The organism is Spinactinospora alkalitolerans (genome assembly GCF_013408795.1).
In the GTDB taxonomy this organism is placed as follows: domain Bacteria; phylum Actinomycetota; class Actinomycetes; order Streptosporangiales; family Streptosporangiaceae; genus Spinactinospora; species Spinactinospora alkalitolerans.
This window is the reverse complement of the sequence record NZ_JACCCC010000001.1, coordinates 3105889-3132025: the sequence shown is the minus strand read 5'-3', so window position 1 is coordinate 3132025 and position 26137 is coordinate 3105889. Positions and strand designations below refer to the sequence as shown.

The 26137-nt window shown below is 75.1% G+C and carries 26 protein-coding genes; 12 read left to right on the top strand and 14 right to left on the bottom strand.

Annotation, left to right across the window (positions count from 1 at the left end):
• The first annotated feature begins 196 nt into the window (after positions 1 to 196).
• From HDA32_RS13940 to HDA32_RS13930, 3 genes are all read left to right on the top strand, one after another.
• Complete coding sequence (locus HDA32_RS13940; RefSeq protein ID WP_179643594.1) at positions 197 to 2062, top strand: glycoside hydrolase family 15 protein; 1866 nt, start codon at positions 197 to 199, stop codon at positions 2060 to 2062.
• Between the two features lie 70 nt (positions 2063 to 2132).
• Positions 2133 to 2804, top strand: a complete 672-nt coding sequence (locus tag HDA32_RS13935) for a maleylpyruvate isomerase mycothiol-dependent enzyme family protein (RefSeq protein WP_179643593.1) — start codon at positions 2133 to 2135, stop codon at positions 2802 to 2804.
• A 125-nt stretch (positions 2805 to 2929) separates the two neighbouring features.
• Positions 2930 to 3874: a threonine ammonia-lyase gene (locus tag HDA32_RS13930; protein ID WP_179643592.1), complete on the top strand. Its 945-nt coding sequence runs from the start codon at positions 2930 to 2932 to the stop codon at positions 3872 to 3874.
• A 242-nt stretch (positions 3875 to 4116) separates the two neighbouring features.
• On the opposite strand, the gene HDA32_RS13925 is transcribed toward HDA32_RS13930, so the two are convergent.
• Positions 4117 to 4332, bottom strand: coding sequence for a hypothetical protein (locus HDA32_RS13925; protein WP_179643591.1), 216 nt, complete (start codon positions 4330 to 4332; stop codon positions 4117 to 4119).
• Between the two features lie 298 nt (positions 4333 to 4630).
• Between HDA32_RS13925 and HDA32_RS13920 the strand changes: the two genes are divergently transcribed.
• Both HDA32_RS13920 and HDA32_RS13915 read left to right on the top strand, forming a co-directional pair.
• Positions 4631 to 5071, top strand: coding sequence for a TIGR03618 family F420-dependent PPOX class oxidoreductase (locus HDA32_RS13920; protein WP_179643590.1), 441 nt, complete (start codon positions 4631 to 4633; stop codon positions 5069 to 5071).
• 119 nt (positions 5072 to 5190) lie between these two features.
• A complete protein-coding gene (locus HDA32_RS13915) occupies positions 5191 to 6207 on the top strand; it encodes a nitronate monooxygenase (protein ID WP_312863184.1) in 1017 nt (338 codons plus the stop codon).
• Between the two features lie 10 nt (positions 6208 to 6217).
• Here HDA32_RS13915 and HDA32_RS13910 read toward each other — a convergent pair whose 3' ends face one another.
• Complete coding sequence (locus tag HDA32_RS13910; protein ID WP_179643589.1) at positions 6218 to 7078, bottom strand: alpha/beta fold hydrolase; 861 nt, start codon at positions 7076 to 7078, stop codon at positions 6218 to 6220.
• 155 nt (positions 7079 to 7233) lie between these two features.
• On the opposite strand from HDA32_RS13910, the gene HDA32_RS13905 reads away from it, so the two are divergent.
• Complete coding sequence (locus HDA32_RS13905; protein ID WP_312863183.1) at positions 7234 to 8154, top strand: oxygenase MpaB family protein; 921 nt, start codon at positions 7234 to 7236, stop codon at positions 8152 to 8154.
• Between the two features lie 44 nt (positions 8155 to 8198).
• On the opposite strand, the gene HDA32_RS13900 is transcribed toward HDA32_RS13905, so the two are convergent.
• From HDA32_RS13900 to HDA32_RS13890, 3 genes are read right to left on the bottom strand one after another with little or no spacing between them, the layout of a single operon-like run.
• Positions 8199 to 8861 carry a response regulator gene (locus tag HDA32_RS13900; RefSeq protein WP_179643587.1) on the bottom strand — a complete coding sequence of 221 codons (663 nt, stop codon included), beginning with the start codon at positions 8859 to 8861 and terminating at the stop codon, positions 8199 to 8201.
• Entirely contained in the window at positions 8858 to 10123 is a 1266-nt protein-coding gene (locus tag HDA32_RS13895; protein WP_179643586.1) for a sensor histidine kinase, read from the bottom strand. Before HDA32_RS13895 ends, HDA32_RS13900 begins: the two co-directional genes overlap by 4 nt.
• Complete coding sequence (locus HDA32_RS13890; RefSeq protein ID WP_179643585.1) at positions 10123 to 11157, bottom strand: DUF418 domain-containing protein; 1035 nt, start codon at positions 11155 to 11157, stop codon at positions 10123 to 10125. Before HDA32_RS13890 ends, HDA32_RS13895 begins: the two co-directional genes overlap by 1 nt.
• Before the next feature lie 504 nt (positions 11158 to 11661).
• On the opposite strand from HDA32_RS13890, the gene HDA32_RS13885 reads away from it, so the two are divergent.
• A complete protein-coding gene (locus HDA32_RS13885) occupies positions 11662 to 11883 on the top strand; it encodes a DUF3099 domain-containing protein (RefSeq protein ID WP_179643584.1) in 222 nt (73 codons plus the stop codon).
• 60 nt (positions 11884 to 11943) lie between these two features.
• Here HDA32_RS13885 and HDA32_RS13880 read toward each other — a convergent pair whose 3' ends face one another.
• Positions 11944 to 13041 carry a pyridoxal-phosphate-dependent aminotransferase family protein gene (locus HDA32_RS13880; RefSeq protein ID WP_179643583.1) on the bottom strand — a complete coding sequence of 366 codons (1098 nt, stop codon included), beginning with the start codon at positions 13039 to 13041 and terminating at the stop codon, positions 11944 to 11946.
• A 166-nt stretch (positions 13042 to 13207) separates the two neighbouring features.
• Here HDA32_RS13880 and HDA32_RS13875 point away from each other — a divergent pair, with 166 nt between their 5' ends.
• Positions 13208 to 13765, top strand: a complete 558-nt coding sequence (locus HDA32_RS13875; RefSeq protein ID WP_179643582.1) for a GNAT family N-acetyltransferase — start codon at positions 13208 to 13210, stop codon at positions 13763 to 13765.
• Between the two features lie 163 nt (positions 13766 to 13928).
• The gene (locus tag HDA32_RS13870; protein WP_179643581.1) at positions 13929 to 15446 is read left to right on the top strand and encodes an aminopeptidase P family protein; all 1518 of its coding nucleotides are present in this window, start codon (positions 13929 to 13931) and stop codon (positions 15444 to 15446) included.
• A gap of 131 nt (positions 15447 to 15577) precedes the next feature.
• On the opposite strand, the gene HDA32_RS13865 is transcribed toward HDA32_RS13870, so the two are convergent.
• The gene (locus HDA32_RS13865) at positions 15578 to 16249 is read right to left on the bottom strand and encodes a lysophospholipid acyltransferase family protein (RefSeq protein ID WP_179646687.1); all 672 of its coding nucleotides are present in this window, start codon (positions 16247 to 16249) and stop codon (positions 15578 to 15580) included.
• Between the two features lie 244 nt (positions 16250 to 16493).
• On the opposite strand from HDA32_RS13865, the gene HDA32_RS13860 reads away from it, so the two are divergent.
• The gene (locus HDA32_RS13860; protein WP_179643580.1) at positions 16494 to 16799 is read left to right on the top strand and encodes a 4a-hydroxytetrahydrobiopterin dehydratase; all 306 of its coding nucleotides are present in this window, start codon (positions 16494 to 16496) and stop codon (positions 16797 to 16799) included.
• Between the two features lie 22 nt (positions 16800 to 16821).
• Here the strand turns inward: HDA32_RS13860 and HDA32_RS13855 are convergent, their stop codons facing one another.
• Entirely contained in the window at positions 16822 to 17751 is a 930-nt protein-coding gene (locus HDA32_RS13855; RefSeq protein WP_179643579.1) for a threonine/serine dehydratase, read from the bottom strand.
• A 224-nt stretch (positions 17752 to 17975) separates the two neighbouring features.
• On the opposite strand from HDA32_RS13855, the gene HDA32_RS13850 reads away from it, so the two are divergent.
• A complete protein-coding gene (locus tag HDA32_RS13850; protein ID WP_179643578.1) occupies positions 17976 to 18884 on the top strand; it encodes a LysR family transcriptional regulator in 909 nt (302 codons plus the stop codon).
• 55 nt (positions 18885 to 18939) lie between these two features.
• Here HDA32_RS13850 and HDA32_RS13845 read toward each other — a convergent pair whose 3' ends face one another.
• Entirely contained in the window at positions 18940 to 19593 is a 654-nt protein-coding gene (locus HDA32_RS13845) for a TetR family transcriptional regulator (RefSeq protein ID WP_179643577.1), read from the bottom strand.
• Positions 19594 to 19644: 51 nt separating this feature from the next.
• Between HDA32_RS13845 and HDA32_RS13840 the strand changes: the two genes are divergently transcribed.
• Positions 19645 to 20148: a GNAT family N-acetyltransferase gene (locus tag HDA32_RS13840; RefSeq protein WP_179643576.1), complete on the top strand. Its 504-nt coding sequence runs from the start codon at positions 19645 to 19647 to the stop codon at positions 20146 to 20148.
• Positions 20149 to 20536: 388 nt separating this feature from the next.
• Here the strand turns inward: HDA32_RS13840 and HDA32_RS13835 are convergent, their stop codons facing one another.
• From HDA32_RS13835 to HDA32_RS13815, 5 genes are all read right to left on the bottom strand, one after another.
• A complete protein-coding gene (locus tag HDA32_RS13835; RefSeq protein WP_179643575.1) occupies positions 20537 to 21187 on the bottom strand; it encodes a trimeric intracellular cation channel family protein in 651 nt (216 codons plus the stop codon).
• Between the two features lie 158 nt (positions 21188 to 21345).
• The gene (locus HDA32_RS13830) at positions 21346 to 23076 is read right to left on the bottom strand and encodes a dihydroxyacetone kinase family protein (RefSeq protein WP_179643574.1); all 1731 of its coding nucleotides are present in this window, start codon (positions 23074 to 23076) and stop codon (positions 21346 to 21348) included.
• 97 nt (positions 23077 to 23173) lie between these two features.
• Positions 23174 to 24049, bottom strand: coding sequence for a dihydrodipicolinate synthase family protein (locus tag HDA32_RS13825; protein ID WP_179643573.1), 876 nt, complete (start codon positions 24047 to 24049; stop codon positions 23174 to 23176).
• Positions 24050 to 24104: 55 nt separating this feature from the next.
• Positions 24105 to 25628 carry a tripartite tricarboxylate transporter permease gene (locus tag HDA32_RS13820; protein WP_179643572.1) on the bottom strand — a complete coding sequence of 508 codons (1524 nt, stop codon included), beginning with the start codon at positions 25626 to 25628 and terminating at the stop codon, positions 24105 to 24107.
• Complete coding sequence (locus tag HDA32_RS13815) at positions 25625 to 26137, bottom strand: tripartite tricarboxylate transporter TctB family protein (RefSeq protein ID WP_312863182.1); 513 nt, start codon at positions 26135 to 26137, stop codon at positions 25625 to 25627. Before HDA32_RS13815 ends, HDA32_RS13820 begins: the two co-directional genes overlap by 4 nt.

The window sequence follows — 26137 nt, the reverse complement described above, 5'->3', positions numbered from 1 at the left end:
GCTTCGATGCCGGGCTCCCCGCCGCCGGCAGCCCGAGGAGGCGCCGTATCGGGAGGGCCGTGAGGAGCGCATGAAGGGGGACGGGTGCGGGTAGGCGGCACGGCGTCGCCATCGCACGTGGCCAACCGTCATGAGCAGGGGGTACGGGGATGCGGGTACCGCGATCGCGCTTGGTCGAGGGGCCGGGGCGGTCCCGATGAACGGGAACGGGTGCCCGCCGATCGGTGAGTACGTGTTCCTCTCCGACTGCCACACCTGCGCGCTGGTCGGTCCCGACGGGGCGGTCGACTGGATGTGCGCGCCGCAGTTCGACTCCCCGAGTGTCTTCGGCCGGCTGCTGGACCGCGGCGGAGGAGGAGCGTGGGAGTTGAGCGTGGCCGACGCCGGCGCCCCGGAGCGCGACTACGCCGGCGCCGGCCTCGTGCTGCGCAGCCGCTGGCGGACCCCGTCGGCGACCGTGCTGGCCCACGACTTCCTGGCGGTCCGTCCCCGCGGGGCCGGACCCGACGGGGAACTGGCCTCGCGGGGATTCCTGGTGCGGCTGGTGCGCTGCGAGGAGGGCCGGGCCCGTGTCCTCTCGCGGCTGCGGGCGCGGCCGGACCACGGTCGGCGCGCTCCGCGGTGGCGGGGCGGCGAAGGCGTACTGCACACCGAGCACGGCGGCCTGTGGCTGTCGGGCGACCCCGGCCTGCTGTCGGTGGACGGCGAGGGCGACGTCGGCGTCGACGCCGACCTGCGCGCCGGCGACACCCTGGCACTGGTCATGGGCTATCGCGGGGGGACCGGCGAACGCATGGCCGTGGAGGACGCCGAGCGGCTGCTCCGGGAGACCCTGCGGACGTGGCAGGACTGGACGGACCGCTCCGACTACCAGGGGGTCGGGGCCGAGCAGGTCGAACGCAGCGCCGTGGTGCTGCGCGGGCTCCTGTTCGAGGAGACCGGCGCCCTGATCGCCGCGCCCACCACCTCACTGCCGGAGTGGCCCGGCGGCGAGCGCAACTGGGACTACCGCCACGTCTGGCACCGCGACGCGGTGCTGGTCGTGCTCGCCCTGCTGCGGCTGGGCCACAAGGAGGAGGTCGGCCGCTACCTGGCCTTCCTGAACCGGCACTGCGCGCAGGCCGAGGGGCCCGTGCCGCCCATGATGGCCCTGGACGGCGGCGTGGAGGTGCGGGAGGAGACGCTGGAGCACCTGCCGGGTTACGCCGGCTCACGCCCGGTGCGCTCCGGCAACGGGGCCAACGCCCAGGAGCAGCTCGACGTCTACGGCCACATCCTCGGCGCGGCGTGCGCCTACCACCAGGTCACCGGGGAACTCGGCGACGACGACATCGCCCTGATGTGGCGGGTCGCCGATACGGTGTGCAAGCGCTGGCGCGACCCCGACCACGGCATCTGGGAGGTCCGGGGCCGGCCGCGGCACTGGACGCACTCCAAGCTGCTCGCCTGGTTCTGCCTGGACCGCGGCATCGCGCTCGCCGAGTTCCGCGGCGACACCGGCGAGGTCCCGGTGGACACGTGGCGCAGGGAGCGCGACGCGCTGCGCCGCGACATCCTGGAGCGCGGCTACAACGAGGAGGTGGGGGCGTTCACCCAGTCCTACGGCTCCACCAACCTCGACGCCGCGCTGCTGCAGGTGCCGCTGCTGGGCTTCCTGGACGGGGACGACCCGCGGGTGCTGTCCACCCTGGACCGGATCGACGCCGAGCTGGGCGAGGCCGGCTTCCTCGTCCGCCGCTACGACCCCGTCGCCACCGACGACGGCCTGGACAGCCCGGAGGGCGCCTTCCTGCTGTGCTCGTTCGCGATGGTCTCGGCGCTGGTGCTGGCCGGGCGGGTGGAGCAGGCGAGGGAGCGCTTCGAGGCCCTGTGCCGCAGCGCCGGGCGCCTCGGGCTGTTCGCCGAGGAGATGACCGCCGACGGCACCATGCTGGGCAACTACCCGCAGGCCTTCACCCACCTGGCCCTCATCGAGGCGGCGATGAACCTGGAGGAGACGGGCCGCCGCGACGCCCTGCACGGCTGGGCGGGCCGCCACGCTGGCGCCGGGGGCGGCGGGTAGGGGCGGGGCGCGGTCCCGTCCGCCGGACCCTGCTGCGGGCCGACGGGGAGGCCCGGACTAGGTTTCCGCCATGGACACCGCACGCGTTTACGCCCGATCGCAGGCCCGCCTCCTGGACCTGGCCGCCCGGATGAGCTCGTCCCAGGAGCGGACCCCCGTGCCGGCGCTGCCCGGCTGGACGGTGCGCGACACCTACGCCCACCTGGCCGGGGTGTGCGCCGACACCGTGGCCGGCACGGCCGACCCCGACATCGGTGCTGAGTGGACCGCCGGCCACATCGAGCAGCGCCGCCACCTCGACCTGGCCGCCGTGTGCGAGCGGTGGGGCGCCGACGGCCCGGCCGTCGCCGGGATGCTGCGGGCCGCCCCCGGCTTCCCGCTGGTCCGGGCGGCGCTGGACGTCTGGCACCACGAGCACGACATCCGGGGCGCGCTGGGGCTGCCGGGCGGCCGCGAGGACGCCGCCGAGGTCGCCGACGTCCTCGCCCGCGGGCGGGCGCGCGGTTGGGAGCCCGATGCGCCCGCGGTCGTCCTGGTCGCCACCGATGCCGGCGCCCGATGGAGCCTGGGCGAGGGGGAGCGGGCCCTCGTGCTGCGCGCGACGGCCTTCGAGCTGGCCCGGATGCTGATCGGGCGCCGCAGCCGGGCCCAGGTCCTCGCGATGGACTGGAGCGGCCCGGCCGGGGCGGTCGCGGACCGGATGAACAGTTTCCCGATGCCGACCGCCGACCTGGTGGAGTGAGCCCGGCCCGGGGCGCTTCGGGCCCCGCGCCCTCCCGGCCCGGGTGTCCCCGCTCCGGGAGGGCCGCCCGAGCGGCCGCGCCCGGAAGCGGTGGCGCCGCGGTCGGGGCGGGCATACTGGCGGGCATGGAGCTGATCGGGATCGACGACGTCACCGCCGCCGCCGGGCGGCTGCGGGGCCGGGTGCTGCGTACGCCGCTGCTGGAGTGCCCGTGGGCGCCGGGCGGGCTGTGGTTGAAACCGGAGAGCCTGCAACCGGTCGGCGCGTTCAAGATCCGCGGCGCCACCAACGCCCTGGCCCGCCTGGACGAGCGGACCCGCGCGGCCGGGGTCGTCACCCACTCCTCGGGCAACCACGGCCAGGCGCTGGCCTACGCGGCCCGTGCCATGGGAGTCGGGTGCACGGTCGTGGTGCCCGAGGGCGCGCCGGAGGTGAAGGTCGCGGCGATGCGCCGGTTCGGCGCGCGGATCGTCATGGTGCCGCCGGCCCAGCGGCGCGCCAGGGCCGAGGCGCTCGCGGCCGAGCACGGCGCCACCCTGGTGCCGCCCTTCGACCACGCCGACGTCATCGCCGGGCAGGGCACGATCGGGCCGGAGATCCTTGAGGACCTCCCCGACGCCGACGTCGTGCTGGTGCCCGTGGGCGGCGGAGGACTGGCCTCGGGGGTCGCCACCGCCGTCACCGCGCTGCGGCCGGGCGCCAAGGTGATCGGCGTGCAGCCGGAGCTGGCCGCCGACGCCGCCGAGAGCCTCGCCGCGGGCAGGCTCGTGTCCTGGCCGCCGGAGCGCGCGCAGCGCACCGTCGCCGACGGCGTGCGGGTGTCGTTGTCGGAGCTGACGTTCGCGCACCTGCGGGCCCGCCTGGACGGCGTGGTCACCGTCACCGAGGAGGAGATCCTCGCCGCGATGGGCGTGCTGGCCCGCCGGGCCCGCGTGGTCGCCGAGCCCAGCGGGGCCGTCGCCGCGGCGGCCCATTTGGCGGGCCGGACCCCGCCCGGCCGCGCCGTCGCCGTCGTCTCCGGCGGCAACGTGCAGCCGGACCTGCTCGCTCGCGCCATCACCGAGTTTTGACCTCGGCCACTGGGGGCTGTGAAGCCTCAGCCGAAGGAGGGATCCGCGGTGACCGGGCGATCCCTGTCAAGGGCCTTCGGCCACGCGGGAGAATCGCCCGCCCGCGCGCCGTCCCTCCTGGGGTTGGGCTTGAAGACCCCCTGTGGCCGAGGTCAAAACCCGAGATCGAGATCGCCGCCGGACTCGTCGCCCACCAAGGGGCCGGCCCCCGACTTCTCCAGACCTCGGAAGGGGAGCCCGAATCAGGGCCGGTGGAGGACGGGCTGCCCGTCTCGGGAGGTCTGAGCGGTCGCGGTGCGGGCGTCCTCGGCGGGAGCGGCCGCGGCGGCGGAGCCGCGGGGGCCGCGGTCGTTCCGGAGCCGTTCCCTGATGACGACGACCGCGCCGCCGGCGAGGACGACTCCGATGCCGGCGAAGGCGATGGCGAGTACGCCGGTGATCAGGCCTGCGTCGATCATTTCCGCTCGTCCCTCCTGCGCCGCGCCGGCGGATCGCGCGTGGACGGCCGCGGTCCGCGTCCTGCCTCCGATCGTAATCACCGTTAACTTCTCTTCGTCATGTTCTCTGAAGTGAACCGCGTCATAGGCGTGCCGGGCGCGCCCGCCACGCCGGGAAGGCACCGGTCACCGGCCCCGGTGCGGGCTTCCGCGAACGGGCGTGCGACGCGTCTCACATCGCCGCCGCGCGCTCGGTAGGGTTCACGTGTGCGGGAGGCAGAGTTCCCGCCCACGTGAACCGACCGGCAGGGAGCCCACCGTGGCCACACTCGACGACGTCCGGACGCTCATCGACCGCGGCGGCCACCGCGGCGTCGTATCCACCGTGCGCGCCGACGGCTCGATCCAATCCAGCGTCGTCGCCGCGGGCATCACCCGGCACCCCGTCACCGGCGAGGAGGTCGTCGCCTTCACCACCTCCGGCGACGCCGTCAAGCTGCGGTTCCTGCGCGAACGCCCCAAGACCACGTTCGTCGTCCAGCCCGACTACCACTGGGCGGCCGTCGAGGGCGAGGCCGACCTCATCGGCTACGGCGACGCCCACGAGGGCGTCGACGCCGAAGGGCTGCGGCTGCTGCTGCGCGAGGTGTTCACCGCGGCCGGCGGCACCCATGACGACTGGGACGACTACGACCGCGCGATGGCCGAGCAGCGCCGCAGCGCCGTCCTCATCCGGCCCACCCGCATCTACGCGATGTAGCCCGCGCCGCGGCTCCCGGCCCCCGGGCGGCTCCCGGCCGCCACCGGTGTGCGACCCTGTCCCCGGGCGAGGGCGGCGACCCGCCGCCGCGGCGCGGCCAACGGCCAAGGGAGCGAACGGTGCAGGTACTCGGTGGAGTCGGCGTCCCGGTGGTGGCGGCGCCCATGGCGGGCGGCGCGAGCACGCCCGAACTCGTCGCGGCCGTGGCCGCAGCGGGCGGGCTGGGCTTCCTCGCGGCCGGCTACCGCGGCGCCGAGGCGATGGCCGGCCAGATCGCCCGGGTGCGCTCGCGCACCGGCGCCCCGTTCGGCGTCAACGTGTTCGTCCCCGGCCCCGACGACGCCGATCCGGCGGCGGTCGAGGCCTACCGCGCCAGGATCGCCCCCGAGGCAGCCCGCCTCGGCGCCGAACCGGGAACCCCGCGGTGGAGCGACGACGACTTCGACGCCAAGGTCGATGCGCTGCTGGCCGATCCGGTGCCGCTCGTGGGCTTCACCTTCGGCTGCCCGCAGGCCTCTGCGGTCGCCGCGCTGCGGCGCGCGGGCAGCGCCGTCGTCGTCACCGTGACCGACGCGGCAGAGGCGCGCGCGGCGGTCGAAGCCGGCGCCGACGCCCTGTGCGTGCAGGGCGCCGAGGCGGGCGGCCACCAGGGCTCGTTCGACGACGCCGAGGAGCGCACCGCGCCCTTGGCGGAGGTGCTGGCCGCGGTGCGCGCCGCCGTGGACGTCCCGCTGATCGCCGCCGGCGGCATCACCGGGGCCGTCGGAGTGCGCGCCGTCCTGGCCTCGGGGGCGATCGCGGCGCAGATGGGAACGGCCTTCCTGCGCGCGCCGGAGAGCGGGGCCAACGCCACCCACAAGAACGCACTGGCCGACGGGCGCTTCACCGCCACCGCCGTCACCCGCGCCTTCAGCGGGCGCCGCGCCCGCGGCCTGGCCAACCGCTTCATGGCCGACCACGGTGCCGCCGCGCCGGCCGCCTACCCGCACGTCCACCACCTGACCGGCCCGCTGCGCGCCGCCGCGGCCCGCGCCGGTGACGCCGACAGCCTGCACCTGTGGGCCGGCACCGGCCACCGCGCGGCCGCGGAGCGCCCCGCCGCCGAGATCGTCACCGAGATCGCCCGGGGACTGTGACCCGCGCGTCTCAGGCGTGCGCGCCCAGGTGCTTCAGGAGGGGGCCGGTCACCCGGGCCGGGTCCTCCTCGGGCAGCCAGTGGCTCGCCCCGGGCAGGGGCGCGTACTCGTAGGGGCCGCTCACCCACGACGCCGTCTTCTCGGCGGCCAGGGCGGTGAAGGCCAGGTCGTCCTCGCCCCAGGCGTACAGGGTCGGCACGGTGATCGCCGGCACCTCCGAATCGGCGCCGCGCAGCGCCCGGTACCAGTTCAGCGCCGCCGTCAGCGCGCCGGGCTCGCGCAGCCGGCGCACGTTGTCGGCGACGAGGTCCTCGGGCACCCGCCCCTCGTAGACCGCGCCGAGCCCGGCCGCGCCGTCCTTCAGCAGCACGTCCTCGGCCTTGCCCTCCTGGCGGAAGAGCTGGATGTAGGCCAGGCGTTCGCGCTGCTCCGCCGAGGTCGCCGCCGCCTCGGTCAGCGCCTTGGGGTGCGGCGTCGACAGCACGCTCAGCGTGATCAGCCGTTCGGGGCGGCGCGCGGCGGCCGGCCAGGCCAGCACGCCGCCCCAGTCGTGGCCCACCAGGTGGAAGCGCTCGGCGCCGAGCGCGTCGGCGAAGGCGAACACGTCGGTGACCAGGTCGGCCACCGCGTAGTCGGCCGTCCGCGCCGGGCGGGCCCCGGGGGAGTAGCCCCGCTGGTCCACGGCGACCGCCCGGTAGCCGGCCCGGGCCGCTGCGGCGATCTGGGACCTCCAGGAGGTCGCGAACTCGGGAAAGCCGTGCAGGAACAGCACCAGCGGCCCGTCGGCCGGGCCGGCGGCCAGGGCGTCGAAGGTCATGGCGGCGTGCTCGATCGTGCACGCTTGGGCATCGGGGACGAGGTCGTGGGACATGGTCCGCCTCTCGCTGGGGAACAGACCGCCGGACGGGGCGTCGGCGGGCAGTACGACCGCGCCCGCAGCCTATGTCCGACCGAGCGGTCGCTAAAGTGGGGGGTGGCCGACCGCGCCGCCCCGTGGGCACGAGCGCGAGTGGGAGTGTGCCAGCCGTGAGACCGACCGTCGCCCCGCCCGAGAGCGTCACCTGGCGGGTCCAGACCGACCGGGCCATGTGGGTCGCCGGGGTCCGGGGTCTCATGCTGCAGGCGCTGCACCCCGTCGCGATGCAGGGCGTGTGGCAGCGCTCGGACTTCATGGACGACCCCATCGGGCGGCTGCTGCGCACCGCCGACTTCGTCGCCACCACCACCTACGGCAGCCCCGAGGAGGCCGAGGAGCTGGGCCGGCGGGTGCGCGCGGTGCACCGGCGGCTGCGCTTCACCGACCCCGCCACCGGTCGCGGCCACCGGGCCGACGATCCCGACCTGCTGGTCTGGGTCCACTGCGCCGAAGTGGTCTCCTATCTGGAGGTCGTGATGCGGGCCGGACTGCGGCTCACCCGGGCCGAGGCCGACCGCTACTTCGCCGAGCAGACCGCCACCGCCGGATACGTCGGGCTCGACCCCGGCGACGTGCCCGGCTCGGTCGCGCAGATGCGCCGCTACCTCGCCGGCGTCCGCCCGCGGCTGAGGGCCACCGAGGAGGCCGCGGCGGCCGTGCGGTTCCTGCTGTGGCCCAAGATCCCCCGGCGGCTGAGGTGGCTGGTCCCGCTCAAACCGCTGTGGCTGCCCGTCGGCTCCCTGGCCTACTACGCGCTGCCCGGCTGGGCGCGGCGGGAGTACCGCGTCCTGCCCGAGCTCCCCGGGGGGCAGGCCGCGGCGACGGCGGCCCTGCGCGGCCTGCGCGCGGGCCTGAACGCCACGCCCGACCCGATCTATGACCGGCTCTTCGACGAGGTCACGGTCTGGCGCGCCGCGGCGGCCCGCGAGCGGCTGGCCGCGGCCGGCTACGACGTCAGCGGCGGCTTCGTCGGCCTGAGGCATCCCCGGACCTGGCCCGCTCGCGCACGCGGGCGCCCCTCGCCGGCCTGAGCGGGCGCTCCGACCGCGCGGGCCGGTGGCGCGGGCGGGCGGCGTCAGGGGCCGGGTTGGACGATTCCGCGCTCGTAGGCGTAGACGACGGCCTGGACGCGGTCGCGGCAGCCCAGCTTGGTGAGCAGGTTGGCCACGTGGGTCTTGACGGTGGAGACGCTGACGAAGAGCGACTCCGAGATCTCGGCGTTGGACAGGCCGCGGGCGACCAGCACGAGGATGTCCCGTTCCCGCTCGGTGAGCCTGGGCACCGGCCCGGTACGGAGGGCCGGCCGCGCCGTCCGGGCGAATTCGGAGATGAGCCGGCGGGTCACCTGCGGCGCGACCAGCCCCTGCCCCGAGGCCACGACCCGGACCGCCTCCACGAGCCGGTCGGGTTCCACGTCCTTGAGCAGGAACCCGCAGGCCCCCGCGCGCAGGGCGGCGAACACGTACTCGTCGAGGTCGAAGGTCGTGATGACGAGCACCGCGAGCGGATCGCGGACGGCGGACCCGGCGAGCCGCTCGGTCGCGGCGATGCCGTCGAGCCCCGGCATGCGCACGTCCATGAGGACGAGGTCGGGGCGGGTCTCCTCGGCGACCCGGACGGCCTCGGCGCCGTCGGCGGCGGCACCGACGACCGCGATGTCGCCCTCGGACTCCAGGATCACCGTGAAGCCGGCCCGCACGACGGCCTGGTCATCGGCGAGTACCACGCGGATGGTCACGGCCGCTCCGGTGCCGGGACGGTGAAGCGGGCCTCCACCCGCCAGCCCCCCGCGGCCAGGGGGCCGGCGATGAGGCTGCCGCCGGCGTGCAGCACGCGTTCGCGCATGCCCAGCAGCCCGTGCCCGCCGGGCGAGGAGTCGTTCCACGCGGGTTCCCTCGCCGGTGTGTTGCGCACGGCCACGCGCAGCTCCTCCTCGTCGAAGACCGTCGACAGGGTCACCGTCGCCCCCGGCGCGTGCCTGCGGGCGTTGGCCAGCCCCTCCTGGACGATACGGGAGGCGGCGAGGTCGACGGCGGGCGGCAGCGGACGCGGCGCGCCGCGGGCCTCCACCTCCACGCGCATGCCGCTGTCGCGGGCGCGCCGCACGAGCTCGTCCAGGCGGGCCAGCGTCGGCTGCGGGGCGCGGTCGTCATGGCCGGGGTCGTCGCCGGGGCCGTCCGCGCGGGGATCGCCGCGCATGATCCCGACCAGGCCGCGCAGCGCCGTGAGGGTCTCGCGCCCCTGTTCGCGGATTCCGCGCAGGACGGCCCTGGCGGCGTCGGGGTCCTGGTCGAGCAGGCGGTCGGCGGCTCCCGCCTGGACGACGATCGCCGACAGGTCGTGGGCGGCGATGTCGTGCAGCTCGCGGGCGATCCGGGTGCGCTCCTCGGTCACCGCGGCGCGGGCGCGCTCCTCCCGCTCCCGTTCGAGGCGGGCGGTGTGCTCGGCGGCGTAGGCCCGCCGGGTCCGCGCGTAGGAGCCGATCAGGGCCGCCACGAGGTAGGGCGCCGCCGGCGCGACGACCCTGTCCAGGAGGTCTCCGTGGGCCGCGCCCCAGAACGTCAGCAGCCCGCCGAGGTCGCCCCCCGCACTCGCCACGGCGACCCCGCCGAGCACGTGCGCCGCCAGGCACGCGGCGATCAGCGGGGCGGCCTCGCGCCGCGGCAGCAGGGCGGCGACGGTGTAGGAGCAGACGGCCAGCCCCACACCGATCAGCGGCGGGCGGGTGGGCAGGACGGCGCTCACCAGCGGGATCACCGTTGCGATCACCAGCGCGGCGCGGGGGTGGCTGCGGCGGACGGCGATGGTGCCGAAGTCGAGCGTGGCGAGCAGGTGGCCGGCGAACAGCGCCCAGAGCGCGAAGGGCGGGGCAGGGGCGAGGACGGTGACCAGGGGCAGCCGGGACAGCCCCACCGCCGCGAGCACGGCCGCGGCCGCGGTGTCCCGGCCGGTGGCCGTGCGGATCCCCAGCCGCGCCGACCGGTCACGCCACCAGGTCATCACGCTCCGTGTGCTCGTTGCACCGGCCGCGGCCCTCGCCGTCCCCGGATCGGCAGCGGTCGCCAGTAGGTGACGCACCGCCACGCCCACTCCAGGGGGCCGTAATCGAATCTCTGCAGCCAAAGGATACTCCAGACCCCCTGCACGACCAGGATCGCGGCGCCCAGCAGCGACGCGGTCGCCCAGTCGGCGGAGCCGCGCAGCCCCAGCGCCGCCCCGATCGGGACGAACAGCAGGGCGGCGGAGAAGTAGTTGGTCAGCGCCATCCTGCCCATGGGGGCCAGCGCCCGGAGGAGCAGCGGCGCCGCCGGCGTGCGCAGCAGCAGGAGGAACAGCGCGGCGTAGGCCGCGGCCATCGACACCGACAGCGCCATGCCGATCCGGATCTGGGCGGTGTCGGGCAGGTCGGCGAAGGCGAGCCCGGCCGAGACCAGGGCGGCGGCCACCGCCGCGGCGGCGACCGCGGCCAGCTGCGCACTCCGCTCGTGCAGCGTCTCCGGCACCCGCAGCTCGGCCAGCGCGAACCCCAGGGCGAACAGGCCGGGGAGCAGTCCCAGGCCGCCGACGCCGGCCAGCAGCCCCGCCACGGTGAGGAGCACCCCGGCGACCAGGACGGCGCGCCCGCGCAGGAGGCTCAACGGCAGCAGGACGACCAGGCCGGCCACCGCGAACGGCAGCAGCACCTCGCCCGGTTGCAGCAGGTGCAGGACCGCGCCCAGGACCGCCAGGGCGACGAACCGCCGGACCAGCAGCACCCGCGGCCTGTCCGTACGCCGGATCGCGGAGCGGAAGAAGATGCCGAAGCCGACGCCGAACAGCAGGAAGAAGATCGGGTAGAAGCGGCCGAGGACGAACAGCCGCAGTCCGTCCGGCATTTGGCCGGCGTAGGCGAACATCTCCATGGTCTGCGGGATGTTGATGAAGACGATCCCGCAGAGCGCGAAACCGCGCAGGGCGTCGAGAGCCTCGATGCGGGCACCGGGCGCAGCGGGAGCGGGAGCCCCGGCAGCGGGCGGGGCCGGTCGGTCTGCCATGTCCACCATGATCCCCGCCCGGGGCGGTGCCCCGCCTCCCCCTCCCGGCCACTCCCCCTCCGCCTGCGGGACTAGACCACCGAACCGGACCGCGAGAAAAGGGACATTACCGAGGTCTGCGGAAGTTGCGCTTGGTCGGCCTCGGACCGTCTGCGGTCGGCGGCCACGCTCTGCTGTGCGGCCGTGTGGTCGGCCGGGTGAGGGGGCGCCGTCAAGAGAAGCAGCGGCGAGGGCGGTGGCTTTCTCACCGACCTTGACCTTGGATTCCAACCTCGGCCCCGGGATGGAGTGGGCACACGGGCGGGCCCCCTCCACCTCGACCCCCGATGGCCGAGGTCAAAACTCGCGTTGAAGATATGGGGCCTGAAAACGTCGCGATAGCCCCGACAAGGCCAAGACCGCCGGAGGAAGGCCCGGGGTACAAGGCCGCACAGCAGACCTGAGCCGCACATTCACCGAAAGCCGAGGCCACGCGACTTTCGCAGAGCTCAGTAGGCTGGCGGTATGAAACGGCGAGTCCGCCGCTACGGGTGGCTCATGGGGGCCTGTCTGACGCTGTTCGCCGGGTCGCTGCCGGTGTGGTACCTGTTCGGCACCGGCTGGGCGGTGGCGATGTGCCTGGTGGCGATGGTGATCCCGCCGATCGCGGTGATCATCGCCAACTCCTCCGACCCCACCGACCCCGCCGACCACGACGCCCGCTACGGCCCCAACGCCGAGGAGTAGCGCCGCGGGGTCCGAGCCCCGGGCGGCGCCGATGCCGCCCGGGCGGGCCCCTGCGGCCCGTCAGCGCCGCAGCACCCGGCGCAGCGCGCCCAGCACCAGCTCGGCGCGGTCCATCCGGGCGTTGTGGCCCATCAGCCCGATCCGCCACACCGAGGACGCGTACTCGCCGGCGCCCGCGCCGATCTCGATGCCGTACTCGGTGAGCAGCTGCTCGCGGACCTTCGCCGAATCGACGTCGCCGGGCACCCGCACCGTCGTCAGCTGCGGCAGGCGGTGGCCCTCGGCGGCGAACAGCTCCAGGCCCATCTCGACCAGGCCCTCCTGCAGCCGCCGGCCCGCAGCCCGGTGGCGCTCGGCGACGGCGTCCACGCCCTCTTCGGCGATCCGCTCCAGCGCGGCGTCCAGCGACGCGATCATCGCCACCGGCGCGGTGTGGTGGTAGGTGCGCCCGCCGGGGCCGCCGCGCACGTAGGCGCCGAGCAGGCCGAGGTCGAGGTACCAGATCGGCGGCGCCGTCACCCGCCGCTGCCAGGCCCGCTCGGAGAAGCTGAACGGCGCCAGGCCCGGGGCGACCCCCAGGCACTTCTGGGTGCCGGAGTAGGCGATGTCGACGCCCCACGCGTCCAGTGCGATCTCGGTGCCGCCCAGCGAGGTCACGCAGTCGGCCAGCAGCAGCGCCTCGGGCGAGCGCTCCCGCAGCGCCGCGCCGAGCGCGGCGATGTCGCTGCGCACGCCGGTGGAGGTCTCGGCGTGCACCGCGGCCACGATCGCGGGGGCCGGGTGCGCGGCCAGGACGCGTTCGACGTCGACGGGCTCGCCCCACGCGTGGTCGACGCGCACGACCTCGGCGCCGTAGCGGGCCGCGACCTCGCACATGCGCGCGCCGAAGAGGCCGTTGACCGCGATCACGGCGACGTCACCGCGCCGCACGGTGTTGGCGAACGCGGCCTCCATGCCGATGGATCCGGTCCCCGACAGCGGCAGCGTCAGGGGGTTGGCGGTGCCCCATACGGCGCGCAGCCGGTCGCAGGTCCGCTCCAGGAGGCCGATGAACTCGGGGTCCAGGTGGCCCAGCAGCGGTGCCGACAGCCCCGCGGTCGCCTCGGGGTAGGGGTTGCTCGGCCCGGGGCCGAGGAGGGTGCGCTCGGTCAAAGCCATGGCGATCACTCTAGGACCTCGCATCGGGTGCGGCCGACACCACCCCCGACCGGCTCCGGAAATAGCACCCGCCCCTCCGGCGTTGCCGACCGTTGGCGGTGCGCCCGGATCCGGCGGGCGCCGGCGCGGCGGAGCGGCAGCGGAGCAGGAGCAGGAGGCGGCCGGCATGACGGTGGGCGAGGTGCGGCGCGGCGCGGACGGATCCGGCGGCGACCCCGGCGGCGGCCCGGGCGGCGGCCCCGCCATCCGGGCCGTCGCGGTGACCGACCCCGCGGCCCGGCCCATGATCAGCGACCTGATCGCCGAGTACACCGACCGCTACGGCGCCGAGGCCGCGCGCGAGGAGATGGCCGCCCACCCCGCGTCCGACTTCGCCGCCCCGCACGGCGCGTTCCTGCTTGCGGTGGCCCGCGGAGCGGCCGTGGCCGGCGGCGCCTTCCGCCGGTTCGACCCGCGCACCGCCGAACTCAAGCGGATCTGGACCGCCGCGACCCACCGCCGCCGCGGCCTGGGGCGGCGCATCGTGGCCGCCCTGGAGGCCGAGGCGGCCGCGCGCGGCTACACCCGGGTGTTCTTGACGACGGGTCCGCACCAGCCCGAGGCCGTCGCGCTGTATGCGGGGCTGGGCTACCGGCTGCTCGAAACCGAGGGCACCGACGAGGCCGGGCGCCGCCGCTACTACGCCTTCGACAAGGAGTTGGGGCCGGACCCGGACGGTGCGTGAGGCGGCTCCGCCCGGGCGCGCCGCCCCGGACCCCGCCGCACCGCCCGGCCGCCCAGTCGGAAGCCGCAGACCCTTCGCGCGCCCGCGCTCACTACGATGGGAAGCGGGCCGCCACAAGCGGGCCGACCACCGCACGCACTTTTCGACCGAGGAGAGCCGAACCGTGACCGAACACCAGCGTCCCCGTGCCGAGACGGAACAGAGCAGCGCCGCCGGCGGTGACGCCCCGGTGTTCAAGCCCCGCAAGAACGGCCAGTACCAGAGCGTCTCCGAGGAGCTCGCCGCGTGGATGCGCACCGGCTGGGCCGACACCGAGCGCCGCGGCCTGGAGCCCCTCGACCAGGCCCCCTACGCCGCCAAGCGCCGCGCCGCGCTGAGCGCGCGCTTCCCCGGCGAGCGCATCGTCGTTCCCGCGGGCAACCTCAAGGTCCGCTCCAACGACACCGAGTACCCCTTCCGCGCCGCCTGCGACTACGTCTACCTCACCGGCGACCAGTCCGAGGACGGCTGCCTGGTGCTGGAGCCGCGCGCCGAGGGCGGCCACGACGCCACCGTCTACCTGCTGCCGCGCTCCGACCGCGGCAACGGCGAGTTCTGGCTGGACGGCCACGGCGAGCTGTGGACGGGCCGGCGCAACAGCCTCACCGAGGCGAGCCGGCTGCTCGGCCTGGCCTCCCGCGACGTCCGAGAGCTGCCCGAGGTGCTGCGCGAGGCCCCGGCCGCGCCCACCCGCATCGTGCGCGGCCACGACGCGGCCCTGGAAGAGGTGCTGGCCTCCCTGCGCGAGGGCGGCGACGAGGCCGAGGGGGCCGCGGCCGAGCGCGACGGCGAACTGAGCGTCCACCTGCACGACGTCCGCCTGGTCAAGGACGACTGGGAGGTCGGCCAACTGCAGCGGGCCGTCGACTCCACCGTGCGCGGCTTCACCGACGTGGTCCGCGCGCTGCCCGAGGCCCAGGCCACCTCCGAGCGCTACATCGAGGGCACGTTCTTCCTGCGCGCCCGCGTGGAGGGCAACGACGTCGGCTACGGCACGATCGCCGCCTCCGGTCCCAACGCCACCACGCTGCACTGGGTCCGCAACGACGGCCCGGTGCGCGCGGGAGAGCTGCTGCTGCTGGACGCCGGGGTGGAGACCACCACGCTCTACACCGCCGACGTCACCCGCACGCTGCCGATCTCGGGCACCTTCACCGACGTCCAGCGGCGCGTCTACGACCTCGTCCACGCCGCGCAGGAGGCCGGCATCGCCGCCGTCGCCCCGGGCCGGCCGTTCCGCGCCTTCCACGAGGCCGCCCAGCGCGTGCTGGCCGAGGGGCTGATCGAGTGGGGCCTGCTGGAGGGGCCGCTGGAGCGCGTGCTCGAACTGGGGCTGCAGCGCCGCTACTCCCTGCACGGCACCGGCCACATGCTCGGCCTGGACGTGCACGACTGCGCGGCCGCCCGCACCGAGGGCCACGTCGACGGCGTGCTCGAACCCGGCATGGTGCTCACCGTCGAGCCGGGCCTGTACTTCCAGCCCGACGACGAGACGGCGCCCGAGGAGCTGCGCGGCATCGGCGTGCGCATCGAGGACGACGTGCTCGTCACCGCCGAGGGCAGCCGCGTGCTCTCCGCCGCGCTCCCGCGCGCCTCCGCCGACGTCGAGGCGTGGCTGGCCGACCTGCTGCCGCGGGGCTGACGCTCGTCGAGCTTCGAGCGTTGAGTCCGCGGGGCGGGGCGGAACCTCCAGGGCGCGGATCCGCTGTGCCGCCGGCGGCTTGCGCGCACTGCGACAGCCGGCCCTGTGCGCACCCGATCGTCGAACATCGGTCAGGCGTCGCCGCCCCCGTGGTTGTTGTACTCTCCGGCCTGCTCCTGGCCGGAGAGGGCGTGGATCGCGGCCATGACCTCGTCGGTGATCACACGGCGGGCCCGCCCGGGCTTGAGGTGGCCGTAGCCGGTGGAGAAGTCCAGCGGGGCGCCGAAGCGGATCGTGATCGGACGCACGCGCGGCAGCCGCGCGCCGATCGGCTGGATCTCCCGGGTCCCCGCCAGCGCCACCGGCACCACGGGTGCGCCCGACGTCAGCGCCAGGTGCGCCACGCCGGTGCGGCCGCGGTACAGCCTCCCGTCGCGCGAGCGCGTCCCCTCGGGGTAGATCGCGAAGACCTCCCCGTCCTTGAGGACGCGCAGGCCCAGGTCCAGGGCGTCCAGCGCCTCGCGGCCGGTGCCGCGCCGCACCGGCACCGCGCCCAGCGAGGCGAACGTCGCCTCCGACAGCCGTCCCCGCAGCCCCGTGCCCTCGAAGTACTCCGCCTTGGCCAGGAACCGCACCCGGCGCCGCACGGCGAGCGGGATCACCACGCTGTCGCAGAAGGACAGGTGGTTGCTGGCCAGGATCACCGGCCCGGTGTCCGGGATGTGCTCCAGCCCTTCGATCCTCGGCCGGTACAGCGCCCTGCCCACGACCGAGCCGACCCTCCGGAGCGTCTCGTAGAGCACCCGGTCTTCCCCCCCGTCCTCAAGCATCCCCGACCAGCGATCGCGTAGCTAGAACCTACCCGCAGCGGCTCCCCGGCGCAGGCCCGGGGGCAGGGGGTCACCGGTGGTCATCGCGCGTGCGCTTATCGGACCGGGCGCGCGTCCGCTGGTTCGCGGCCGCCCAGGACGGGGGATTGCCCGGCGGCTCCTGGGTAGTGGGCGGGCGCAAGGCAGCACCGACCGACATCGACGAGGAGAGCCGACGATGCGGACCCTGACCGACAACGAGATCTCCGTCGCCCTGGCGAGCCTGGCCAACTGGGAGCACCAGGTCGACACGCTCGCCCGGCTCGCCCCCACCGACGACCCCAAGGGCTTCGACGAGGTCATCGAGCGGGTCGCGGGCGAGGACCGCGACCACATCTCCACCGTCGACACCCCCAACGGGGTGGTGTTGCGCGTGGCCACGCCCGAGGCCCGGGGGATCACCGCCGTGGACGTCGAACTCGCGGCCCGCATCGAGCAGGCGATCGAGATGGGCGGCGCCGACGCCGTGCCGCCCTCCGCCTGACCGGTCCCGGCGCCGGGACCGGTCAGGCCGGGGTCCAATCGGTGTTGGCGCCGCAGATCACCAGGCAGGGGTGCTCGCCGGGAACGCGCCCGGCGAGCCATGCGGCGAAGGGGACGGCCGCGGCCGGTTCGGCGGCGATGCGGAACTCCTCCCACAGGCGGTCCCGCGCGGCCAGGATCTCGGCGTCGTCGACCAGCACCGGCGTCACCGGATGCTCGCGCAGCACCGCGAAGGGGACGTCACCCAGCCGGGAGGCGCCCAGCGCCGAGGAGGCCACGGAGTCGACGGGGGTCTCCACCGGCTCGCCTGCGGCGAGCGCGGCGTGCAGGCTCTGGCATCCCTCCGGCTCCACCGCGACCGCGCGCCGGTCCGGCCCGATCGCCACGCTGACCCCGGCGACCAGCCCGCCGCCGCCGACGGCGACCACCACCGAGTCGCACTCGGGCGCGTCGGCCGCGATCTCGTGGCCGAGCGTTCCCTGCCCGGCCACCACGTCGGGGTCGTCGTAGGCGTGCAGGTAGCGCACGCCCTCGGCGTCGGCGCGCCGCCTGGCCGTCGCGGCGGCCACGGCGTAGTGCTCGCCGACGCGGACCAGTTCGGCCCCCGAGTCCGCCAGCCGCCTGGCCTTGGCCTGCGGAACGGTCTCGGGCACGTACACCACCGCCTCGATGCCGAGCAGCCGCGCGGCGGTGGCCACGCCCAGGCCGTGGTTGCCGCCCGAGGCGGTGATCACCCGCTCGGTCCGCTCCCCGGCCAGCAGCGCGTTCAGCGCGCCGCGCAGTTTGAACGCGCCGGTCAGTTGGAGGTGCTCCAGCTTCAGCGACAGCGGCCGCCCGTCGATGCTGGTGCGCAGCATCGGGGTGCGGCGGGCGTAGCCGGCGATGCGCCCGGCCGCGGCTTCGACGTCGACGGCCGACGGTACGGGTGTGGGGACTGCCGTGCTCGGTGTCATGTTCTCCACTCTGCCTGCACTCATCATTAAGTTAAAGTTGGGTCTACTAGGGATGCGTTAAGCAGATCTTTGCACCGGAGGATGTCGCGCCGGCGGGCCGCGGTCGGTCGGCCCGCCGTGGCCGGGGGACGCCCGGCCACGCGAATCCGCACAGCCTGGCTGCACGCACCCGCGGGCGGGGGCGGTTTCGCCGCTCCGGTCGGCGGCGCAGGGAAGGGGCGCGCATGGTCTTGGACGCCAACCGGCTGCGGGTGCTGGTGGAGGTCGCGCACACCGGCTCCATCGCCGCCGCGGCCAAGCGCATGTCCTTCACCCCGCCGGCGCTGTCGCAGCAGTTGACCAAGCTGGAGCGGGAGCTCGGCTGCGTCCTGGTCGAGCGGGGCCGCACCGGCGTGCGCCTCACCGAGGCGGGCCGGGTGCTGCTGGAGCACGGCGAGCGCGTGCTCGGCGAGCTGCGCGACGCCGAGGCGGCGGTGCGCGCCACGGCGGGGGAGCGGCCGCACCGGCTCTCCCTGGGCGCGTTCGCCAGCGCGGGCAAGGCCCTGGTGCCCAGCGCGCTGGCGGCGTTCGGCCGCGCCCAGCCGCACGTGCGCCTGGCGCTGTCCGACGTCGAGCCGCCCGACGGCTACGGGCTGGTCGCCTCCGGCGACCTCGACCTGCTCATCACCCACCGCTACCCGGGGGTGGCGCTGCCCGCGGTCACCGGCCTGCACCGCGAGGAACTGCTCGTCGACCCGCTGCTGCTGGTACTGCCCGAGGGGCACCCGCTGGCCGGCGCCGCCGAGCCGCGCCTGGCCGACCTCGTCGACGAGGAGTGGATCTGCGGCGCCCCCGGCATCTCCAACCGCGTCGCGCTGGACACCGTCGCCCGGGCCCAGGGCGCACGGCTCAACGTGGCCTACGAGACCCGCGACTACGAGGTCACGCTCGCCCTGATCCGGGCGGGCGTGGGGGTGGGCCTCATCCCCCGCACCATTCTGGGCGCGGCCCCCTCCGGCGGCTGGGTCCACCGCACCCTGGCAGGTGCGGACCTGGCCCGCGAGATCTACCTGGTGCACCGCAACCGCCCCCGCGACCCGGTCCTCACCATGGTCGCGACCCTGCGTCAGGCGGCGCGCGGCGCCTTGGCGTGAAGGCGCCGGGCGGTGCTTCTCCGAACGGGTGGCGGCGCGGAACCGGATCCGGGGTTCACCGGTCCGGTCGACGGGTGTGCCCGGTTGCGGCCGTCGGCGTGTCGCCGTCGGCGCCGGAAGGGCGCTCGGAGCGCAGAACCGCGAGCTGGGTCCGGACGGCGGCGGTGGTGCGTTCCTCGTCGCCGGTGGCCAGCAGATCCAGCAGCGCCCCTCGCAGCACGGCGAGCACCAGGGTCCGCTGCCGTGCACCGAGGGGGGCGTCGCGGTGCTCGGGCGGTTGTGCCGCAGCCAGCACGTCGAGCCAGTCCTCGACGGTGGCCCGGGCGAAGCCGCCCCAGGGCCCCTCGGGGTCGATCAGCGAACGGCTGTAGCCCTCCGCCCACAGAGTCAGCAGCGGCCGGTGTTCCGGCGCGGCCAGCCAGGCCCAGATCTGCTCGGCGACCGTATCGAGCCCCAGCGGCCGCCGGCCGTTGAGGTCGCGGAGCCGGTCCAGGAGGGCGAGCTCATCGGCGCGGGCCCGGGCCAGCAGAGCGCGCACGAGACCGTCCTTGCTGCCGAACAGATACAGCAGGACCCGGGGACTGGACCCGATCGCCGAGGCCAGCGGGCGCAGCGAGAGTTCGGCCAGACCGTGGTCGAGCGCGTACCGGTAGGCGCGTTCGACCAGGTCGATCTGGCGCGCGGAGGGGGGTGGTCCGTCGCCGGGCATGACGCTACCGTAGCAGCACTGAAACAGTCGTGTCAGTGAGGAGCTGTCGGGATGCACTCCATCGGCGAGGGGCGAGTGACGGTGCGGCCGCTGGACCGGCCCGGCGATCTGGGATGGGTGGTGCTGGCCCACGGGGAGGTCTACGCCGACCAGTACGGGTGGGACACCGGTTTCGAGGTCCTGGTGTCGCGAATCGTCGCCGACTACGCCGGCGACCACGATCCGGCACGGGAGGCGGCCTGGATCGCCGAGGTCGACGGCCGGCGAGTCGGCTGCGTCTTCTGCGTCGCCGCGGATGCGCGCACGGCCAAGCTGCGGATCCTGCTCGTGCACCCGTCCGCGCGGGGAATGGGCATCGGTTCCCGGCTGGTCGACCGATGCCTGCGGTTCGCCGAGGAGGCCGGGTACCGGCGGATCACGCTGTGGACCAACGACGTACTGGTCTCGGCCCGACGGATCTACGAGGCCGCCGGGTTCGAGCTCCTCGACGAGGAGCCTCACCGCAGCTTCGGTCGCGACCTCATCGGACAGAACTGGTCCAGGGAGCTTCACTGAGCTTCGCGGAAGTCGCTCGGGCCGTCGATGATCAGGCGGTTACGGTCTGCTGTGCGGCCTTGTGCGCTGCCGGGCGGCGGGTGGCCTGCACGGGAAAAGCAGCGGCGAAGGCGGCGGCGGACCCGGGCAGGCGCGCAGGGGACTCTCTCGGCGATCTTGACCTTGTAAGGCCTGAAATCGCTCAAATAACCCTGACAACGTCAACGTGAGTTGTGACCTCGGCCTCAGGGGGCTGTGAAGCCTCAGCCGAAGGTGGGATCCGCGGTGACTGGGCGATGGTGCACGCCGTCCCCGGCCCCAGGGGGTCGTGAAACCTCAGCCCAAGGTGGGATCCGCGGTGACTGGGCGATCCTCTCGCGTGGCCGAAGGCCCTTGAGGCGAAAGTGCGTCAGTAGCGGTCCTCGGCGCCGGACGGGCGGGTGCCCGGCGGGCCCGGGGCGTTCCACCGGTAGCGCAGTGCGACCACGCGCACGGTGAAGCACACCGCCGCGGCCAGGACCGCGGCCCACGCGCCCTGGCCGCCGGCCGCGGCCGCCAGGACCACGATCGCCGCGCCGAGCAGGGCCGGGGTCGCATAGATGTCGCTGTCGCGCGACAGCACGGTCGGCAGCCTGTTGATCAGCACGTCGCGCAGGGTGCCGCCGCCGACGCCGGTGACCGCGCCGAGGATCGTCGCCTGCACCGGCCCGAAACCGTACTCCAGGGCCTTGGTCGCGCCGATGACGCAGAACAGGCTCAGGCCGGCCGCGTCCAGCAGCGCGATCGGCATCGCCAGCCGCTCCAGGACGCGGTTGAGGAAGAACGCCAGCAGCGCGCCCGCCAGCGCGACCGCGATGTAGCGCCAGTCCTGGAACGTCGCCGGGGTCACGCCCAGCAGCAGGTCGCGGATGATGCCGCCGCCCATCGCGGTGGTCAGGCCCAGCACGATGGCGCCGACGATGTCGATGCGCGCCGAGCGGATGCCGGTGAGGGCCCCGTCCAGCGCGAAGGCGAACACGCCGGCCAGGTCCAGGACGAGCAGCAGGGTCGTGGCGGACATCGGCGTCAGCGGAGCTCCGCCGACCGCCGTGCGCCATCGGTCCCGGCCGCCGCAGCGGCTGTACTCGCGTTCACCTGATCGACCTCCGCGGACAACGATACGGGCGCCGCACGAGTCCGAGGAGCCCGCCGCCCCGGGGGAGGCGGCGGGCCGGGCACTCAGGCCAGGTGGTCGCTGACCTCCTCGACGAAGCGCAGCACCGCCACCGAGCCGGGGTCGCGCTCTCCGATGCTGCGCTCGCCGACCCAGGCGGCCCGGCCGCGCGCCGAGGGCAGGTCCGCGGTCTCCTCCACCACCCGGGCGGCCGCGGCCGCGGCGCGCCCGGCGGCCCCGGCCGCCGAGCCGCCGGGGTCGCCCGCCAGCGCTTCGCGCACCGCGGCCAGGACGTCCAGCAGGGTCTTGTCGCCGACGCGGGCGCCGCCGCGCTCCTGGACGCGGTCGGCGACCGCCCCGGCGATCAGCGCGGTCCCGGCGACCGCGACCTCGTCGAGGTCCCCGGTCCGCTCCGCCGCGGCCAGCAGGCCCGATCCCACGAGCGCGGCGAAGGTGGAGGGGTTGGCCGAGGCGAAGGCGATCCCCGCGGTCCGCAGGACCTCGCTGGGATGGGCGTCGTCGGGCAGACCCACCAGCGCCTCGCGCACCGCTGCGGCGCCGGAGGAGACGGTGATGCCCAGGTCGCCGTCGCCGAGCCGGGCGTCCAGCGCGCGCAGCTCGTCGGCGTGCTCGGGCATGCGCTCCAGCACCGGCAGCAGCAGCGCGCGCAGCCCGCTGGGCGTGCCCGTGCGGCGCACCTCGGCCTCCGGCGCCTGCGGGGCCGGCGCGGGCGCGCCGGAGGCCGCCGGGCGGGCCGCGGCCGCCGCGCTCGGCGCAGGCGGCTCCGCCCCGCCCTGGGCGAAGAACGGGGAGGCCGCGGGTGCGTCGAGCAGTTCGGCGAGCTCGTCGTCCAGCCGCAGCACCGACAGGGACGCCCCCGCCATCTCCAGGCTGGTCGCGAACTCCCCGATGTACCTGCGGTGCACGACCACGCCCCGCTCGGCCAGCACGTGGTGCACCCGCCGGTAGATCAGGTAGAGCTCTTCGAGAGGAGTCGCTCCGAGGCCGTTGACCAGGACGGCGACCCGATCGCCCGGCCCGGGCTCCAGTTCGGCCAGGATCTCGGTGAGGAAGCGGTCGGTGATCTCGTCGGCGGTCTCCAGGGAGCCGCGGTGGCTGCCCGGCTCGCCGTGGATGCCGATCCCCACCTCCATCTCGCCCTCCTCCAGGGTGAAGGTGGGCTCGCCCGCAGCGGGCAGGATCGTCGGGGACAGTCCCACGCCCATGGTCCTGGTGCCCTCGACGGTGCGCCGCGCGATCTCGCTCACCCCCTCCAGGGAGCCGCCGCGGCGCGCCGCGGCACCGGCGGTCTTGTAGGCGAAGAACAGCCCGGCCACGCCCCGGCGGGTGGACTCCCTGCCCCGCGGCGCGGACAGGACGTCGTCGGTGCCCAGGACGGTCGCCGTCCGAATGCCCTGCGGGGCGACGATGTCGGCGGCCAGGTCGAAGTTGTAGACGTCGCCGCCGTAGTTGCCGTACAGGTAGAGGACGCCGGCTCCGCCGTCGCAGGCGCGGGTCGCCGCGGCGATCTGCTCGGCCGAGGGGGAGGAGAACACGTTGCCCACGGCCACGCCCGTGGCCAGGCCCTGCCCCACGTAGCCGAGGAACAGCGGCAGGTGCCCCGACCCGCCCCCGGTGACGATGCCCACCTCGCCCGCGACGGGGGCGTCGGCGCGGACCAGGGCGCGCCGGTCGGCCGATGCGGCCCGCAGCCGCTCGGGGTGGGCCAGGAGCAGCGCCTCGGTCAACTCGTCGACGAAGTCGGCCGGCCGGTTGATGATCTTCTTCAACGCCACGTCCGCTCACTCACTTCCGGTCACAATCGCGATCATCGAATCGGATGCCGGTCCCCGGGGGCGGCCGTGCGGCCGCCCCCGAGGACCGGCGACGGGGTCAGCCCAGGTCCCGCGCGGTGTCCCTGAGGACCTGGAGGTCCTGCTCCGACACCGACTCCGAGCTCACCCGCACGGGGCCGGCGGGCAGACCCCGCACCTCCAGGCCGGCCTTGAGGTGGGCGATGCTGCCGCCCTTGACGGCCGCCACCGCCCGCTCCACCCGGGGTTGGGCCGCGGCGGCCGCGTCGGCGTCGCCGGCGCGCAGGGCGTCGCGCAGCGCGATGAAGGGCTCGGGGAACACCGAGGAGACCCCCGACACCACGCCGAGGCCGCCGGCCCGGATCAGCGGGCCGAACGAGACGTCGTTGCCGGAGATGACCGTGAAGCCCTCCGGGGCCGCGGCGAGGAACGCCTCGACCGAGGCGTCGCTCTCCCCGCTGATCTTGGCGCCGCGGACGCCGACGTCGGCGAGCCGCCGCAGTGCCTCGGGGGCGACCTCGGTGGTCGAGCGCAACCGGAACAGGTAGGCGAAGACCTCGGCGCCGTCGGCCGCGGCGACGAGGCGCTCGTAGTAGCGCAGCAGCGCGTCCTCGGGCGCGGGCAGGAAGAAGGGGGTGACGGCCGCGAGCCGCCGGGCGCCGGCGTCGACGGCCCTGCCGGCCAGGCGCTCGGCCTGGCGGGCCGTCGCCGCCCCCACGTGGGCGTAGGTCCCCTCGGGGCCGAAGACCTCCAGCGCGGCCGCCAGGACGTCGATGCGCTCGTCGTCGTCCAGCGCGGTGAACTCGCCCGTGGTGCCCGCGGCGAAGACGCCGTCGGCGCCGCGCGCGCGGATCGCGTCGAACAGCGCGTCGACGCCGTCGCGGTCGAGCCGCTCGTCGGCGGTGAAAGGGGTCGGGGCCGCGGTGATGACCTGGGCTCGCTGCTGGGTGGGCATGTCTCTCTTCTCGTGTCGGTGACGGGTGTCGGGGCGGGGCGGGCCGTGTCGGGCCCTACCCCACGTGTTCGCCGCTGCGGGCGGTCTCGGTGTCGGCGGCGCGGGCGGAGCGGCGGCGCCGCAGGCCCTCGCGCAGCGGCGGGACGACCAGGGCCAGCACGCTGACGGTCAGGATGGCCACGGCGATGGGGCTGGTCGCGATGTTGCCGACGCCGCCGATCTCCAGGGCCCGGCGCAGGTTGCCCTCGGCGAGTTCGCCCAGGAGCAGACCCAGGACGATGGGGCCCGGGGGCACGCCGAACCGCCGCAGGAACAGGCCGACGAGGCCGAAGACCAGCATGACGCCGACGTCGAAGACGTTGTTGTTGACGGCGTAGGTGCCGACCATGCAGAACACCAGCACGACCGCCCACAGGAAGTGCGGCGGCAGCTCAAGGAGCTTCACCACGCCGCGCATCCGCAGCAGGCTGATGCCCAGGGTCAGCACCGTCGCCACGAGCATGAGGCCCGCGATGCTGTAGACGAGTTCGGGGCTGCCGGTGAACAGGGACGGCCCCGGTTGGATGCCCCAGATCACCATGGAGCCGATCATCACCGCCATCACCGAGTCTCCGGGGATCCCCAGGGACAGCGTGGTGGTCAGCGACCCGCCCAGCGTGGCGTTGGAGGAGGTGTCGGCGGCGGTGATGCCCTCGAGGGACCCCTTCCCGAACCGCTCGGGCCGCTTCGACCGGCGCCGGGCCTGGTCCCAGGCGATGATGCCGGCGATGTCGCCGCCGGTGGCCGGGACGGCGCCGACGACGCTGCCGACGCCGCCGCCGATCACGAGCGGCTTGCCCATCTCGCGCCAGTCCTCGCGGGTCGGGAACCATTTGCCGAACTGGGTGATCGGCTTCACCTTGGAGGGGCGGTGGGTCAGGACCTGCTCGAAGACCTCGGCGATCCCGAACAGGCCGATGATCGCGGCGATGAACGGGACCCCCTCCGACAGCTCGGGGATGCCGAAGGTGAACCGCGCGGCGCCGGTGATCGGGTCGCGCCCGACCGCTCCGAGCAGCAGCCCAAGCACGCCGGCCATGAGCCCCTTGGTGATCCTGCCGCCGGAGACCCCGATCATCATCGTCAGGCCGAAGACCACGAGGGCGAACATCTCGGCCGGGCCGAACTGCAGCGCCAGCCGCGACAGCGGGATCGCGGCGACCATCAGCAGCACCACGCCCACGACCGTGCCGATGGCGGAGGCGAAGGCCGACGAGGTCAGCGCCAGGCCGGCCCGACCCTGCTTGGCCATGGCATAGCCGTCGAAGGTGGTCGCGATGGAGGCGGGGGTGCCCGGCGTGTTGACCAGGATCGCCGGGACCCGGTCGCCGAAATTGGCCGAGACGTAGATGGTCAGCAGCACGGCCAGGCCGGGAATGGGGTCGAGCGCGAGAGTGAACCCGCTGGCCAGGGCCACCGCCATGGTGGCGGTCAGCCCCGGGAACGCGCCGACGAGCATGCCCAGGACCGCGCCGGCCAGGACGCACAGGGCGACGGTGGGGTCCAGCAGCGCGCTGAAGCCCTCGACGATCGGACTCATAGTGGAACCCTCAGGAGAACGCCGAACAGGAGGTAGAGCACTCCGGTGGTGACGACGGGGAAGACCAGCAGCGCCTTCCAGCCGCGCCCGCCGGTGAGGTAGGTCAGGGCGGCGAACAGCACGACCGTGGAGACCCGGAAGTCGATGAAGTACCAGAGCACCCCGTAGCCGAGGATCGTCAGCACCAGCGACACCAGCCGCAGCGCGCCGGTGCGGGTGGCCTCGGAGGGCGCCTCCCCGGCCCCCGGACGGGCCCAGGACAGCGCGGCGTGCACGACGCTCAGGACGATCAGCAGCAGGGCCAGGCCCTCGGGCCACCAGCGCGGGCTGAAGCCGGTCAGCCCGGCGCCCTCGGGGATCTGCGCGGTGAGCACCAGGACAGCGAGGCCCAGGGCCAGCCCGGCCAGGGCCGGCACCAGCTCACGGAGCCGGGAACGGGGCCGGGAGGGGCCCGGCGCCGCCTCGGCGGCGCCGGACTCCCCCGGAGCGGGGATCGGTGCGGCGGGCAC

What these genes read in the sequence shown, in the direction of transcription:
- HDA32_RS13940 (WP_179643594.1), top strand. Translation starts at nt 197, where the DNA reads ATGAACGGGAACGGGTGCCCGCCGATCGGTGAGTACGTGTTCCTCTCC.
- HDA32_RS13935 (WP_179643593.1), top strand. Translation starts at nt 2,133, where the DNA reads ATGGACACCGCACGCGTTTACGCCCGATCGCAGGCCCGCCTCCTGGAC.
- HDA32_RS13930 (WP_179643592.1), top strand. Translation starts at nt 2,930, where the DNA reads ATGGAGCTGATCGGGATCGACGACGTCACCGCCGCCGCCGGGCGGCTG.
- HDA32_RS13925 (WP_179643591.1), bottom strand. Translation starts at nt 4,332, where the DNA reads ATGATCGACGCAGGCCTGATCACCGGCGTACTCGCCATCGCCTTCGCC.
- HDA32_RS13910 (WP_179643589.1), bottom strand. Translation starts at nt 7,078, where the DNA reads ATGTCCCACGACCTCGTCCCCGATGCCCAAGCGTGCACGATCGAGCAC.
- HDA32_RS13895 (WP_179643586.1), bottom strand. Translation starts at nt 10,123, where the DNA reads ATGACCTGGTGGCGTGACCGGTCGGCGCGGCTGGGGATCCGCACGGCC.
- HDA32_RS13890 (WP_179643585.1), bottom strand. Translation starts at nt 11,157, where the DNA reads ATGGCAGACCGACCGGCCCCGCCCGCTGCCGGGGCTCCCGCTCCCGCT.
- HDA32_RS13885 (WP_179643584.1), top strand. Translation starts at nt 11,662, where the DNA reads ATGAAACGGCGAGTCCGCCGCTACGGGTGGCTCATGGGGGCCTGTCTG.
- HDA32_RS13880 (WP_179643583.1), bottom strand. Translation starts at nt 13,041, where the DNA reads ATGGCTTTGACCGAGCGCACCCTCCTCGGCCCCGGGCCGAGCAACCCC.
- HDA32_RS13875 (WP_179643582.1), top strand. Translation starts at nt 13,208, where the DNA reads ATGACGGTGGGCGAGGTGCGGCGCGGCGCGGACGGATCCGGCGGCGAC.
- HDA32_RS13860 (WP_179643580.1), top strand. Translation starts at nt 16,494, where the DNA reads ATGCGGACCCTGACCGACAACGAGATCTCCGTCGCCCTGGCGAGCCTG.
- HDA32_RS13855 (WP_179643579.1), bottom strand. Translation starts at nt 17,751, where the DNA reads ATGACACCGAGCACGGCAGTCCCCACACCCGTACCGTCGGCCGTCGAC.
- HDA32_RS13850 (WP_179643578.1), top strand. Translation starts at nt 17,976, where the DNA reads ATGGTCTTGGACGCCAACCGGCTGCGGGTGCTGGTGGAGGTCGCGCAC.
- HDA32_RS13845 (WP_179643577.1), bottom strand. Translation starts at nt 19,593, where the DNA reads ATGCCCGGCGACGGACCACCCCCCTCCGCGCGCCAGATCGACCTGGTC.
- HDA32_RS13840 (WP_179643576.1), top strand. Translation starts at nt 19,645, where the DNA reads ATGCACTCCATCGGCGAGGGGCGAGTGACGGTGCGGCCGCTGGACCGG.
- HDA32_RS13835 (WP_179643575.1), bottom strand. Translation starts at nt 21,187, where the DNA reads ATGTCCGCCACGACCCTGCTGCTCGTCCTGGACCTGGCCGGCGTGTTC.
- HDA32_RS13825 (WP_179643573.1), bottom strand. Translation starts at nt 24,049, where the DNA reads ATGCCCACCCAGCAGCGAGCCCAGGTCATCACCGCGGCCCCGACCCCT.
- HDA32_RS13820 (WP_179643572.1), bottom strand. Translation starts at nt 25,628, where the DNA reads ATGAGTCCGATCGTCGAGGGCTTCAGCGCGCTGCTGGACCCCACCGTC.